Raw genomic sequence first — 13,829 nt, 5'->3', positions numbered from 1 at the left:
AGTAAAGGAATCGTAAAGGTATGAAGTTGTCACGCCGGATTGAGGTGCAGACTGCGGGCCAGGCAATTGCCATTTTAGCCGCTGCCATACCAGAACTGGCCAAAGGCCGGCTGAAAGACGCAATGAATAAAGGGGCGGTCCAGTTACTGGCCCGGCCGGTAAAGCGGTTACGCCGGGCCCAGTATGCGCTGCAAGCGGGCCAGGTGTTGCAGCTGCATTACGATGCAGATATTCTTAACCGTAGCTGTCCACCCGCCACTATGATCGCTGACTATCGTGCTTACAGTATCTGGTTCAAACCAGCAGGTATGTTGTCACAGGGCAATGAATGGGGCGATCATCTGAGTTTGCTGCGCTTCGCTGAACAACACTTTGGCAACAGGCCGGTATTTCTGCTGCACCGGTTAGATCGGGAGGCCAGCGGTCTGGTGCTTGTTGCTCATACCAAAACCGCCGCTGCCGCATTTAGCAAACTGATTGCAGCACAGCAACTGAGTAAAACCTATCTGATACAGATCAAGGGCAGACTGGCGCCGGATGTTATTGCTGCCGGTGAAATAACCCTGCCGCTTGATGGTAAAACCTGTTTAACCCGGTTTAAACAACGGCGATATGATCCGGCGACGGACACTAGTTGGCTGGATATTGACTTAGTCAGTGGTCGTAAGCATCAAATCCGCCGCCATTTTGCCGCAATCGGCCACCCGGTTATGGGCGACCCACGTTACGGCGAGCATAACAAAAACCAGAGTGGCCTGGCACTACAGGCCTGCGCCATTGCCTTTACTTGCCCATTGCAGCGTCATCAGCGGGCAATTGCGTTGCCAGCAGAGTTGCTACTGGCTGGCTTCAGTGGCTCCCATAACCAGGGTGCCACTTAAAGCCCCGGGCACTGCTTCCTGATTGACTGTCAGCTTAAGTGCGCCCAGCTGCAGGGCATTAATCATATCCAGCCGGATATTACTGCTGCGCCATTCACAGGGCCGCGGCTGCTCTGCACTCAGTTGTATATGCCAGCAGCGGGCATCATCGTCGAGTAAGCTGGCAAGTTTCCAGCCCAGCCAGAGCGCTTCACGAAGCGCTGCCAGATCAACTGCCTGCCAGCGAGGCCCCAGTAGCTGAGCGACATCCAGCTGCAAACTGATCAGCCGGCTTGTCGTGGTCAGCTGGGCCAGGGCCTGCTGAATGTCATGCTCCAGTTGCCGGATAACGTGGGTGACTTCTGTTGTACCGGCCCGGTAACCCAGCCATAATACATCACTGTTGATGCAATACGCCGCTAACTGCAGGTCGGGCAGATTGTGCAGCACAGTCTGTACCGGTCGGCTGAATGTGGCTTCTCCGACGTTTAGTTTAAGCTGCTGACTCTGTTCCAGGGCAATCGCGATTAAATGCAATGGCTGTTTGTTTCGGCCGTCCTGTTGCAACTTTTCACAAAAGCGGCTCCAACTTTGTGAAGGCAATAATGGCTGGTGTAGCGGTTGTCGTTGCCGCAAATGGTTGCGTTGCTGCCAGTACAAGTAAGCGATGAAAGCAAACAGCACGGCAAACACCAAAACAGTAACTTGCCAGTGCCGCAGTGTCGAGCGCATTGCCAGCTGCGCTGTCAGCAGTTCTGCTTCGCTATCCTGACGGGCATTACTCTGGCTTAAATTATTTTTCAGCTCATTCAGTTTTTCAGTGGTTGTTGCCGTTAGTTCGGTAAACTGTAACTTGCTGGCCTGCTGCTGCAACAGGTAAGCCTGTTGCCAGTTTTGTTGTTGCTCAGCAAGCCTGGCACTTAAATCGTAATAGCGGGCCTGCAGGTAATTTGCTGCGTCATCAATTGCCGGGCTGAGCTCGGCGACCAGCTGCTGACTTTGACCAAATTGCTGTTGTAAGAATAATAACTCTGCTAAGGCAAGCGCGCTTTCCTGCACATAGGTTTGAGCGCCAATCTGGCGGAACTGTTGCAGGGCGTCGTTGTAATACTCAGCTGCCTGCCGGTTATCGCCGCGCAGTTTGCTGGCCCGCCCCAGGCTTTGTTTAACAATGGCGGTGCGCATCACATTATTTATCTGCTTACTGATCGCCAGCGCCTGCAGCAGATGTTGCTCGGCCTGGGCAATGCCCTCCGGGTTTTCCAGATAACTTTCAGCAATATATACCAGGGCGTAGCTGTAACTGGATAAGTTATTCTGGCTCTGGTACAGCGCTGCAGCCTGTTGCAAATGCTCCAGTGCCAGCGCATGTTCGTCAATTTTGCGAAATGCCATTCCCAGCCGAAAGTAAATTGAGGCGCGGGCTTCGGTATCACCCAGTTTTTCAGCCAGGATCATGGCCTGCTGCATTTGCTGATGCGCCTGATTAAAGCGGTTATTTTGTAGTGCCAGCCGCCCCAGCATTAGCCGGGCGGCCAGTTCTTTCGCCGGGTCGGCCAGGCTGATGGCTAATTCCAGGCTCTGGCTGGCAAAATATTCGGCTTTTGCTAAATCGCCCAGCTGATTATGCGCCTGGGCGAAATTGGTCAGTACTTCACTCAATAATTGTTGCTCAGCTTTGCCGGTACTGCCTTGCAATAAGGTTTCGGCTTGTTCAAGAAAGCTGATGGCATTGGGAGTGTCGCGGAACAAAATACCATATACCTTGGCCCTGAGCAGGGCAACGTGGGCGTTTTGCTGGCTGGTCGCAGCCAGTTTGCTGGCTTGTTGCAGCGCCTGTAGTGCCGCATCTTTGTTGTCGGCACTAAGGTAAGCCTGAGCCAGTACCAGCCAGTCTGGATACTCCTGTGGTGCTGAACTGGCAAGTTGGCGGGTAATAACCTGTTCATGATTTTCAGCGGCATTTTGTAAACGTTCAGACAGCTCGTTTGCCAGCACTTGCTGGCTCATAAAAAGGCTGCAGAAAAACAGGCCGCAGAGCAATCTGGTGCTGCGCATTTGCATAATTTAGTAACGGCTCATTTTTTTCTGCCAGTGTAGCCCGAAACCCTGCAGCACGCTATAGCAGCCGCAGTGCTTTACCTGCTAAAAATGCGCTGATATTTTCAGCTAGTTGTTGTGCCATTCTGGCCCGCGCTGCAGGGCCTGCCCAGCCAATATGAGGCGTAAGCAGCAGGTTTGGCAGCGATTGTTGCAGCAGAATATGGTTGGCTGGTGGTGGCTCAGTGCTCAGTACATCCAGCCCGGCTGCCAGCCGGCCTGCTGTCAGTTCAGTTAACAGGGCGGTTTCATCTATCAGATCACCACGGGCCGTGTTAATTATAATGGCCCCGTCAGGTAGTAATTTCAGCCGCTCTGCATTTAGCAAGCGATACGTTGCTGTGCTTAGCGGGCAATGCAACGACAACACATCTGCCTGGCGTAATGCCTCCTCAAAAATGACTCTGTCTGGCCGGCAGTGTTGCTGGCCAGCGCGCTCACTGACGATTACCCGCATGCCAAAGGCGGCAGCCAGCCGTGCGGTAGCCTGACCCAGGGCACCATAACCCACCACGGCAAAGCACTTGCCTGCCAGCTCTGTTAAGCGGTGACTATGCAGACAAAAATGCGCGCTGCGGCTCCATTCACCGCCGGCCAGGGTCTGCTGATAATTGCTGATTTGATTGGTTAAGCCCAGTAGCAGCGCCATCGCGTGTTGGGGCACTGCAGTGTCGGCATAGCCTCTGACATTGCAAACCGCAATTCCTTTTGCCGCGGCGGCTGCAAGATCAATATTATTAACCCCGGTAGCCGCGACGCAAATCAGTTTAAGCCGGGGCAGACTCTGCAGGATGTCGCTGCTTAGCTGTACCTTATTGACGATGGCAATATCTGCCTGCAACAAGCGTTCTGCAACCTGTTCTCTGGCAGTGCTGGCATAGCATGTCAGCTGGCACTCAGGTAACTGCAGTGGCGTTAAATCGGTATCACCCATCGAACCGGCATCCAGAAAAACAATTTGGGTCATGCAATCCGTCATGCAATCCTCAGTACATTTGGTTATGATAGTCAGCTGTTAGGTGGAGGTATTATGTTTCCCGCAAAATTCCAGCCGGTTATTTTTGCTTTTATTATGTCAGGCTTTATGGCCTTTCTGATGTCCGGCATTCTGACGTTTATTAACCTTGGCTGGTTCAGCGACTTTGTAACAGCCTGGCTCAAGGCTTATTTGTATGCCCATGCCTGTGCTTTTCCACTGGTATTTGTATTTGCACCGCTAAGCAGGCGTCTTTCGGCCCGGCTGATTAAAACACCACAGCTCAGCGGTAACTGATATCGTTGTACATCGGCGCCAGTAATGCCAGCAGCGCGTTTTGATCGGCAATGCTGATTTGCTGACGCTGCATAACGTTTATTAAGCCGGCAACCAGGGCGTCATAATCGGCCAGGGTAATATTAAAACCAGTATGGCTTTCCTGCATAGTACTGCCGCTGTACTTACAGGGGCCGCCAGTTAAATCGCAGAGCTGTTCGGCCAGCATTGCCCTGAACCGGCCAATATCACTGTCAGCAAAATGATGAACTATCCGTTCATCATGTTCAATTTCGTACAGTAAGCCATCAACAATAGCGTCTATCCCCTGTTCAGCGCCCAGCCGCTGATACAGTGAAGGCTGGGTTGTATTGCTGCACCCCGGTAGCAGGAACAGCCAGACCCAGATTACTGCGCTGCGTATTACCATGTTGCCTCCAGAGCCAGATAGTAGCCGGTTTGTGAGCCCTGACCGGCAATGTTACCCAAATCAACGTAAGCTCCGGTCAGGCTGACATTTTTATTGATAAACCAGGCAATAAAAATATCCCGCCAGTGTTGCTCAGCAGCAAATGCCAGCTTATCGGGCTTTTGCTTATATTCGATACCCAGTGCCAGATTGTAGTTCAGCAGCACAGCTGCTGATCCTTCAAACACTAACTGGTAGTTGTTGTCAGTGACGCTGCCAAACCCCAGTAAGCCGGTCTGGTTGGCTTTAGTGGCGCGCACAGTACCGTTTAGCAGCAAGTTGCGGCCGGCTACCTGAGCAAACAGCACTTTACTGGCGGCCAGGTAAAAGTCGGTTCCATTCGCACTGGCTGCGCCAACGGCTTCAGGCAGCGCGAAATCAGCATTTCGCTTATGCTGCACTCCCAGGCTGATTTGCGGCATTGCGGTATACAGTAATTCCCCGGCCAGATGATACTTCACTGAGAAAATATCCTGCGATAAACTGCCACCAATTGATTCCAGCGCAAATCGCTGGCGGGCATAGGAAAACTCCCATCTGTTGTCGACGCTCAGCGCAATGCCACCGCTGTTCAGGCTGAAATCGTTTACCCCGACCCGGCTGGCAAAGGCGGTAGCCGACCACTCATCACTGCTGGCATAACCGTTGATTACTGCCCAGGGTACAATGCCACCTCCGGCATTACCTTCAATGGTGGTTGCGCCGCCGGTCGCGATAATTTTGCTGCCGGCAATTGCCAGCGGCGACAGGATAAAAAGGATGAGCATCAGCACGCGTAATGTCATTCAGAAAACTCCGCTGCCGGGTTGTTTGCTGTCGCGGCAAAGTTAGTCAGCCACTGGCTGAAATCAGCGGTTGCCAGTGGCTTGCTGAAAAAATAACCCTGCACAGTGTCACATCCCGATTCTTGTAAATAGCTTAATCCTGCCTGGTTCTCCAGCCCTTCTGCGGTTACTTTAAAGCCAAGGCCATGCGCCAGCTTCACTGTGGCATTAACGATAAGAGCATCATTACTGTTTGTTTCAATGTCTTTGACAAAGGCCCGGTCAATTTTAATTTCATTAACCGGCAGTTGCTTTAAATACGCCAGCGATGACTGGCCGGTGCCGAAATCATCTATTGCCAGATTAATTGCCATCGCTTTTAAGGTATTTAAGTTGGCGATAACTTTGCTGGTGTCCTGCATTACCGCACTTTCGGTAACTTCAAGCGCCAGGGCGGTTGCCGGCACCTGATATTGTGCCAGTAAGTTGCCGATTTGCACCGGCAGGCTCTGGTCCAGTAAATCAGCTGCTGACAAATTTACGGCGACCCGCAGGGTCGGATAATCCTGCTGCCAGGCTGCCAGTTGTTTTATCACTGTTTGCAGCATCCACTGGGTAATCATACTGATATTACCCGAGTGCTCGGCCGTGGCAATAAATTCTACCGGTGAAATAAAACCCAGTTGCGGATGCTGCCAGCGAATAAGGGCTTCGGCGCTGTGACATTGGCCGGATGCCAGCTCCACTTTGGGTTGATACACCACATACAGCTGGCCACTGCTAAGGGCTGCCGGTAAATCGCGGATAATGGTCAATTCCCGCTGATGGGTTTCATCCTGACCATGCTGATAAAAGGCGATGCCGCCACCGGCCTGGCTGGCATTTTCCTGAGCCAGATCGACCCGGCGCAAAGCCTCACTGGCAGATACCTGAGCCGGTTCAAACGGATAAATACCAATAGCTATTTTTAAGTTTATCAGCGAGTTTTGTATATTGTAAGCAGGCTGCAGGCTGTTGTATAAGTCAACCAGCTGTTGTTCGGTCAGGTTTTCGTTAAACAACATCAGAAACTCATCACCATTGAGACGGGCACAAAATGCCGCTGCCGGCTGATGGTGCCCCAGGCGTTGGGCCAGTAATTGCAACAAGGTGTCACCGTTGGCCAGGCCCAGCGTATCGTTAATATGTTTAAACTGAATAATGTTCAGTTGCAGTAAGGTACCGGGTTGGGCTGCTAAAATGGCGGGCAGCCGCTGTTCCACGGCATGCCGGTTTAACAAGCCAGTCAGGGCATCATGTTCTGCCTGCTGGCGTAGTTGCAGTTCCCGGGCGGCAATACTGTGTTGCATATTAACCAGGGTGCTGGTCAGCACACCGATTTCATCCTGACTGACCGGCGGTGGCACTGCCGCATTACCCTGGCCAATATCTCTGGCAAAACTACTGAGCAGACTTAACGGCTTGCTGATACTGCGGGCAAACATAAAAGCGGCAATCAGTGCTAACAGTAAACCAAAGGCAAAAATTTCGACCAGCTGCCCCCGCAATTGCTGGTAGCTGGCAAGCCAGCGGTCATCAGGCATATGCAGTAAGGCCCAGAGCTGCTTTTCACTATCGAGCGGTTTGCCACGGGTAATAAAACTAAACTCGTCGGCAAAGTGAGTTGTATCGGGGTAAGCCATTATATTGTCGAGCTGATCCAGTAGCTGCCGCTGTGTCTGTGCTGGTAAGGTGCTGGTTAGCTGCTGACCGGCGCGGTTATTCAGTTGGGTAAAACTGATATCCAGGCCGGTGATGCCTTTAATTTGTTCAGCCAGCGGCTCGTCGACCAGAAATCCCATGCCAACCCAGGCAATCAGCACCGGTGCTCGTACCGGTACCACTACCAGCTGGTAAGCCCGGCCATCAATCAACAGGATGTCAGTGACCGCATTGGAGCCAAGGGTCTCGGGAAGTAATTGGCGGATATCGCTGGCTTTTAAGCGGTCGCTGCTTGCCAGTAATTCGCCCTGCGGACTTAACAGCAAGGCAAGCTGAGCATCTATTCTGCTACCATGATTCTGCAGTACCGATTCAATGGTCGCTTGCTCCGCGGTGGCTATCGCCTGGCGAAAACCAAAGTCGGCAGCCAGCAAGCTGACACTGTTGGTTAACTGGGCCGCCCGGGCATCCAGCGCTTGCTGAAAAACTTTGCTGGCGACATCCAGCGACTGCTCAGCCTGTTGCATAGAATTGGCACGCATGGATTTTAACGTGGCATAGCCGGTCAGCAGCATCAGTAAACTGAGCAGCACCACCAGTAAGCTTATCCACTTGCTGCGCAACGACTTAAACATTCAGTATTTACCTGCTGCCAAAACCACGTTGCGGTGCCTGCGGTTTTTGCTGGGTTAGATCCACAGCCAGTGTGTAAGCTGCAGTTTGCACCGGCATTACAATATCGAGCGCAACAGGTTGCCGGGGCTCAAGCTGCCAGGGATGCCACAGAAAAAGCTGATAGCTGCCGGGGGCAATATCAGGCCATATCAGCTGGCCTGTCTGATCGCTTACTGCGACCAGACTGCTTTCAGCGACATAAATGTAGGCCTGCATATAATCATGAATATTGCAGCCAACTGCGATAATGCCCGGGGTATCAAAGGTGATTGGCGCCTCAGGTTTGTCGGCATACAACTGAATTTCAAATTGCTTAGCCGGTGAAAACGAATACACATGATGGCGGGTTTTATCGAGGTTGGGGAAATCTACTACGCTACCAGCCGGTATCGCACTGACAAAAGGCACAAAGGTTAACTGCTGCTGGGCTACCTGAATGCGCTGTGGTTTACGTTCAGGGTTGGTCAGCGAGCGCAATTCCACCACCGCATCAGCCAGCGGTTGCTGCTGTTGATTGCTGATATTAAGCGTTAAACTGGCCGCTTTCAGTTGGCTGGCATACAGGGTCATTGCCATAACCAGTACGCTGTTGATCAAAGCTAACTTCATCATACCTGCAAGCTTTTCGGGAAATGTAAATAACCATAGCAAGGTCTGGCCGCAGCGACAAACAGAATCGGTGAAAGCGGCAGATATAGTTATACCTGAGCTAAAACTTCAACAACCTTTTACATATTTACTAACAATTTGCCGTTAGCCGCTATCTGATAACAATGCTAATTTAGTCACAGAAACAGTCAGCAACGAGCAAAGTATGCAGTTAATTGTTACCGCAATTTGTAAAGACTACGGCACTATTGCCGCCGTACGTCAGGTAAGCTTTCAGATCAATTCAGGTGATATATTTGCCTTGCTTGGCCCTAATGGCGCCGGTAAGTCGTCTATTATCCGGATGCTGGTCGGCATGACCAAGCCCGACAGCGGCAGTATTCTGGTTAGTCATCAGGATGAGCATTACGACCATGTGCCAAGGCGGTTACTGGGCTATTTACCGGAAGACCGTGGCTTATATCCGGACAAAAGCATCGAAAAGAACCTGTTGTATCTGGCGCAATTACACGGTCTTAGCAAACAAAAAGCACTGCAGGAGATGGCGCACTGGCTGGAGGTGTTTGAGCTGTCAGATCGTCGTAATGAAGACTTAAAGCAATTGTCCAAGGGCAATCAGCAGAAAGTGCAGCTGATTGCTGCTGTATTACATCAGCCGGCACTGGTTATTCTGGACGAGCCATTCTCTGGTCTGGACCCGATTAATCAGGAAAAAGTGGTTACCTTTCTTAAAGCGCTCAAAGCCCGCGGCATGACTGTGATTTTAAGCGCCCACCAAATGGCGATGGTAGAAAAACTGGCAGATCATATGTTGCTGATGGCACAGGGCAAAGCGATCCTGGCCGGTACCCTGGCTGATATTAAGCAACAGGCTGGTCCGCAGCGCCAGATGGTGATCAGTTGTACCGGGCCGGTAGTCGCTGAACAGTTGCAGCAGTGGCTGCCAGAGCTGGAGATTGACGTACAAAGTACTACCCGCTTTGTGCTGAAGCTGACCGCAGCACAAAATGTATCTGCCATTTTGCAACAGCTGGTGAGCCAGATAGAACTGACCCAGGTAGAAATGCAAACCGCTGACTTACATCAGTTATATTTAACGGCGATGGCAGAGCATCAGCTGAGGGAACAAGCATGATTTCAAGACAAAGTATGATTGTTGCCAAGTGGGAGTTTTTGCGGTTTTTTAAATGGAAACAGCAGCTAATCTCTTATTTGCTGATGATGGCGGTAATGGCTGCCGTCGCCTTGTGGAGCTATTTTACTGATGAAAGCCGCAAAGTATACCGGATAGCAGTACCAGCTGAGTTCAGTATCAGTAATACAGAACAGTTCCAGTTTCAACGGCCGACTATTGCCCTTGACGAGCAACTTGCCCAGCTGAAAGCAGACGAAAGCTGGCACGGCGTGATTACCCTCAACACGACTGGATCTGATCAGCATAGCGTGGTGCTACACACCCTTGCCGCCAAAAAATGGCAACAGCAACTGGAAACTGAGCTGGCAGATTATTTTCGCCAGCAATACGCGACAAAGTTGCAGTTAACACCGGCACAATTGGCGCAGCTGCAACAACCACTGACCATTGACTACGCTTATCTGGATGAGAATTTTAAAGGTAAAGACACGCCGGAGAAAATGATTGCCCTCGGTGTGCTGATTTTACTGTTTATCGGCCTGAGTACCGCCTTTGGTCAGGTACTGCTGAGCATAACCGGTGAGAAACAGCAGCGGGTAACCGAGCAGCTTTACGCTATTGTCACGCCGCAGCAATGGATGGACGGCAAAGTACTGGGCCACAGTTTAAGTGCGATGAAAGCCATGCTGACCTCGGCACTGGTGATGCTGCTGGTGTTTATTGTAGTCAGTGTGGTGGTAAGAGAAGACGGTGTTAACCTTGGTTGGCTAAATTGGGGCGTGGTGGCCTGGTTGGTGCCGTTTGCGTTGCTGGGAGTATTGCTCAGCGCCTGTTTTATGGGGGCGATTGCTGCCTCAATTGACGACCCGAATACCAGTGGTAAGGGCGCGGTTATGATGATCACCTGGCTGCCAATGCTGTTTACCTATCTGGTTATTGACAGCCCGACCGGCACCGCCATGATGATATTAAGCTGGCTGCCGCTTACCTCTTTTGCCGCTATGCCGGTAAAAATGGCAATGGTTGATTTGCCCTGGTGGCAACCTGCGTTGTCATTGATATTGCTGGTGGCGGCGGTATGGTGGATGCGCCGGGTTGCCGGCCGGATTTTCCTGCGTGGCATGCAAATGTATGGCAAAGAACCCAGCTGGGGCCAGATTGTCGGCTGGGCGCTGAGTAATAAAGCAGATTAGTTGCGCTCTGTCAGTGCCTGTTCAATATTAATACCGACAATGATGGTGCCGATATGCTGTTGCTGGTGAAGTACCGGCATACTTAAGTGGGTTAAAAAACGCCGGCTGGATTGGTCATATTCCACCGGCCCCAGGTAAAAAGTCCGGGGTTGCTCAAAGATACTGAGGAATTTGGCCTCATCGCCCTGCCAGTAATCTGAAGTAGCCGCACTGATGGCAACATTTGCGCCCTGGTTGTCGGTGACAATAACTTCAGTGACAATGCCAGGGAAATTTTGCTGCCATTGGCCGAGCATTTTCGACAGCGTACTTGTCAGCATGGTATCGGCCAGCCCTGATTTTTGCTGATCCTGTTCGGTTATCCACAGCTCATCATGCTGCTGAATGAAACCGATGCTTTGCTGCAGATCATTACGGGCCTGGATCGCAGTAATCAGGGTAACCTGCTGGCGCAAGTCCGTTACTGCCGGTAGTAGCAAGTCAGTAATTTTCTGCTGTTCATTTTCGGGTAAGGCAAAAGGGCTGCTGGCGCACTGATGTACCTGCTGATTAAAACGATTTAAAAAATCTGGCTGACGCTGCAGGAAACTATTGGAAAAGTAAACCCCAAGCGCAACATAACGAAAGAAGCGTTGCTTAAATTGCTGCTCCGGCAGTTTCAGGCTTTCTCGCATCAGCGCAAAGTCTTCCTGATCTGCCAGAATCATATCGATACGCTGTAAAGCAAGCAGCTGAACAAGCTGGGCCAGAGTGTTAACTTCAACGTCCAGTTGGTAACCATTGGCGTTGAACCAATCAGCCTGGTGGCTGCCTAACACGGCACCAAAACGAATATTGGTGGCAACTTGCTGATGCTGGTTGTTGCGCGAAAACCAATACCAGTTCTCTAAAAATAACGGGGCCGACAAACTGGCATATTTGGCAATCTCCGGGTCTGGTACAGCGGTAAAGTAGCCATCGATTCGCTGTTGTTTAACCTCATGTTTAGCCCGGCGCCAGGGTAAATAATTCAGTTTATAACGCTGATGTTGTTGTTGCATTATGCATTGGATCTGATTGCTGGCCCGATCATTAACTTTTGTAACGTTGGTGCCAAGGGTAATGGGCGTCGCCATAGTTGTTAGCAAATTAACGGTTGTTAGCAAATTAACGGTCAGCCAAAAGTAACTCATATTACTGTCCTTGATGCAGATCATCGGTACAGTATAACTGCAAATTTTAGCGGTGCTCGCGACAAGGCGGCCCGGATGCTTTATTATTGTTCCCAATTATTTGGAGTGGTTATGTTTAATTCTTCGTTTCGTCAGCAGGCTGCGGCCTGGCAGCAACAATTTGCCCACCGTCAACGGGGTAACCTGCTGCAGCGCTTACTGGCCTGGATAGTACTGGGGATCATGCTGGTGGTAGCGGCTGCTATTTTGCTGTTTATGTTGTTGTTAAGCTGGCTGGTTATTCCCATCGTTATCTACCGCTACCGTAAAAAGATGCGCCGTTTTGCTGAGGCTGCCCGCCAGCACGCCGCACAAAACCAAACTCACGGTGGCCAGCAGCAACAGCAAACCTCAGGCCGCGACAACAGGGTCATTGAGGGCGAAGTATTGCATAAAGACGAGCGCTAGCACGACGGTGGTAAATTCAGGTATTACTTAGTTTACCGGCTGTGCGGCCAGTTTGCTCTGAATATAATCGCCGTGGCGGATAAACAACAAGTCAGCAATTTTTCTCAGCATCGCCTCTTCGTTGGGCTCCAGTTCACCATCAGCAAAGGCAACCTTCCATAATTGATCCAGTAACGCCAGCCTGTCAGCATAAGCCAGGTTTTTTAACTTGCTGGTAAAGCCATGCAGGCAGGTAGCATCCCCTGCCTGAGCCAGGGCCGCAGCAAATACCGGCTCAGCCTGCGCCGCCGTTAGGTTGAATTCTGTTTGCAGATACTGCATTACCACGTCGTGTTCCTGTCGCTCAGAGCTGAAATCAGCATGCGATAACTGCAACATCAGCACCACCGCCAGATATTGCTGCTCGCTCAGGCCGGCTTCACGCCATTGCTGATGCGCATTACCGCTGCCTTGCCAGTCTGAATTTGATTTTTCCAGTAAGTTTTTAAACAAATTAAACATAGTTACTCCGGTTGGGCGGTCAGCACCGCTTGATTTGGATAAGACGCAGCCCCATTCAAACAGTTCAGTCATTCTGACATCATTACTGCATACGTAGTTTAAGGATACCAAAAATTGCCAATCCTGATTGTGATACTGCTTGGTAGCCTGATTATCGGCTTTGTGCTGGGGCAGGAACCGTGGCGTCGTTTTCGACGCCGACAAGCTCAGGCGCGGCCTTTCCCGCAGCAATGGCGGGCTATTTTGCGGCAACGGGTGCCGTACTTCCGCGCCTTGCCAGCCGATTTGCAATTGCAGCTGAAGAAACATATTCAGGTATTTATCGCTGAAAAACAGTTTATTGGCTGTGACGGTGTGACGGTAACTGATGAAATGCGGGTTACTATCGCCGCTCAGGCCTGTTTGCTACTGCTAAACCGGCCTGACTATTATTATCCTAAGCTTGCGCAAATTTTAATTTATCCGGCAGCCTTTATTGTCCATGGCACAGCCCCGGATGCTGCAGGTGTGGTAGCCGAGCAACGGCGGGTGTTAAGTGGTGAGTCCTGGGGGCAGGGCAAGGTTGTACTGAGCTGGCAGGATGCTGTACAGGGCGCAGCGCAGCCACACGATGGCCGTAATGTGGTTATTCATGAGTTTGCCCACCAGCTCGATCAGGAAAAAGGTCAGGCCACCGGTGCGCCGCTGCTTAGTCGCAGCAGTGACTATCAGCAATGGTCAACCGTAATGCAACAGGCTTTTGGCCAGTTGCAGCAACAAACAGCGAGTGGCATCAGTGGTTTGCTTGATGGATATGGCGCAACTAATCCGGCTGAATTCTTTGCGGTGATCTCTGAAGTGTTCTTTGAGCAGCCGGAACAATTGCAGGCGCAACACCCGGCGCTTTATCAGCAATTAAGCCGGTTTTACCGGTTAAATCCGCTAAGCTGGCAATAAAAAAGTGATCTGATG

The 13,829-nt window shown here is 51.2% G+C and carries 14 protein-coding genes; 6 read left to right on the top strand and 8 right to left on the bottom strand.

Translation table 11 applies throughout. The annotated features are described in order from the left end of the window. Positions 1-20 precede the first annotated feature (20 nt). Positions 21-881, top strand: coding sequence for an RNA pseudouridine synthase (locus R3187_RS04670; RefSeq protein WP_318965542.1), 861 nt, complete (start codon positions 21-23; stop codon positions 879-881). On the opposite strand, the gene R3187_RS04665 is transcribed toward R3187_RS04670, so the two are convergent. Beyond that, positions 837-2,870, bottom strand: coding sequence for a hypothetical protein (locus R3187_RS04665; protein WP_318965541.1), 2,034 nt, complete (start codon positions 2,868-2,870; stop codon positions 837-839). The genes R3187_RS04670 and R3187_RS04665 overlap by 45 nt on opposite strands. A 109-nt stretch (positions 2,871-2,979) precedes the next feature. Further along, positions 2,980-3,927, bottom strand: a complete 948-nt coding sequence (locus R3187_RS04660) for a D-2-hydroxyacid dehydrogenase (protein WP_318965540.1) — start codon at positions 3,925-3,927, stop codon at positions 2,980-2,982. Between the two features lie 63 nt (positions 3,928-3,990). Here R3187_RS04660 and R3187_RS04655 point away from each other — a divergent pair, with 63 nt between their 5' ends. After that, positions 3,991-4,233 (top strand): DUF2798 domain-containing protein, encoded by a 243-nt coding sequence (locus R3187_RS04655; protein WP_318965539.1) that lies wholly within the window; start codon positions 3,991-3,993, stop codon positions 4,231-4,233. On the opposite strand, the gene R3187_RS04650 is transcribed toward R3187_RS04655, so the two are convergent. From R3187_RS04650 to R3187_RS04635, 4 genes are read right to left on the bottom strand one after another with little or no spacing between them, the layout of a single operon-like run. Next, positions 4,220-4,642, bottom strand: a complete 423-nt coding sequence (locus R3187_RS04650; protein ID WP_318965538.1) for a group 1 truncated hemoglobin — start codon at positions 4,640-4,642, stop codon at positions 4,220-4,222. The two genes, R3187_RS04655 and R3187_RS04650, sit on opposite strands and share 14 nt — an antisense overlap. Then, positions 4,636-5,466: a DUF3034 family protein gene (locus R3187_RS04645; protein WP_318965537.1), complete on the bottom strand. Its 831-nt coding sequence runs from the start codon at positions 5,464-5,466 to the stop codon at positions 4,636-4,638. Before R3187_RS04645 ends, R3187_RS04650 begins: the two co-directional genes overlap by 7 nt. Continuing rightward, complete coding sequence (locus tag R3187_RS04640) at positions 5,463-7,781, bottom strand: putative bifunctional diguanylate cyclase/phosphodiesterase (RefSeq protein WP_318965536.1); 2,319 nt, start codon at positions 7,779-7,781, stop codon at positions 5,463-5,465. The genes R3187_RS04645 and R3187_RS04640 overlap by 4 nt, the downstream gene beginning before the upstream one ends. A gap of 7 nt (positions 7,782-7,788) precedes the next feature. After that, complete coding sequence (locus tag R3187_RS04635) at positions 7,789-8,433, bottom strand: methylamine utilization protein (protein ID WP_318965535.1); 645 nt, start codon at positions 8,431-8,433, stop codon at positions 7,789-7,791. Positions 8,434-8,635: 202 nt separating this feature from the next. On the opposite strand from R3187_RS04635, the gene R3187_RS04630 reads away from it, so the two are divergent. Next, positions 8,636-9,565 (top strand): ABC transporter ATP-binding protein, encoded by a 930-nt coding sequence (locus R3187_RS04630; RefSeq protein ID WP_318965534.1) that lies wholly within the window; start codon positions 8,636-8,638, stop codon positions 9,563-9,565. Beyond that, positions 9,562-10,758 carry an ABC transporter permease gene (locus tag R3187_RS04625; protein ID WP_318965533.1) on the top strand — a complete coding sequence of 399 codons (1,197 nt, stop codon included), beginning with the start codon at positions 9,562-9,564 and terminating at the stop codon, positions 10,756-10,758. Before R3187_RS04630 ends, R3187_RS04625 begins: the two co-directional genes overlap by 4 nt. On the opposite strand, the gene R3187_RS04620 is transcribed toward R3187_RS04625, so the two are convergent. Continuing rightward, positions 10,755-11,930 (bottom strand): hypothetical protein, encoded by a 1,176-nt coding sequence (locus R3187_RS04620; RefSeq protein ID WP_318965532.1) that lies wholly within the window; start codon positions 11,928-11,930, stop codon positions 10,755-10,757. The genes R3187_RS04625 and R3187_RS04620 overlap by 4 nt on opposite strands. A 111-nt stretch (positions 11,931-12,041) precedes the next feature. Here R3187_RS04620 and R3187_RS04615 point away from each other — a divergent pair, with 111 nt between their 5' ends. Further along, complete coding sequence (locus tag R3187_RS04615) at positions 12,042-12,377, top strand: hypothetical protein (RefSeq protein ID WP_318965531.1); 336 nt, start codon at positions 12,042-12,044, stop codon at positions 12,375-12,377. A 27-nt stretch (positions 12,378-12,404) separates the two neighbouring features. On the opposite strand, the gene R3187_RS04610 is transcribed toward R3187_RS04615, so the two are convergent. After that, a complete protein-coding gene (locus R3187_RS04610) occupies positions 12,405-12,878 on the bottom strand; it encodes a TerB family tellurite resistance protein (protein WP_318965530.1) in 474 nt (157 codons plus the stop codon). A 114-nt stretch (positions 12,879-12,992) separates the two neighbouring features. Between R3187_RS04610 and R3187_RS04605 the strand changes: the two genes are divergently transcribed. Beyond that, entirely contained in the window at positions 12,993-13,814 is an 822-nt protein-coding gene (locus R3187_RS04605) for a zinc-dependent peptidase (protein ID WP_318965529.1), read from the top strand. Positions 13,815-13,829 lie beyond the last annotated feature (15 nt).

Origin of the sequence: Arsukibacterium sp. (assembly GCF_033721375.1) — a bacterium.
In the GTDB taxonomy this organism is placed as follows: domain Bacteria; phylum Pseudomonadota; class Gammaproteobacteria; order Enterobacterales; family Alteromonadaceae; genus Alishewanella.
This window is presented reverse-complemented; position numbering and strand designations above follow the sequence as displayed.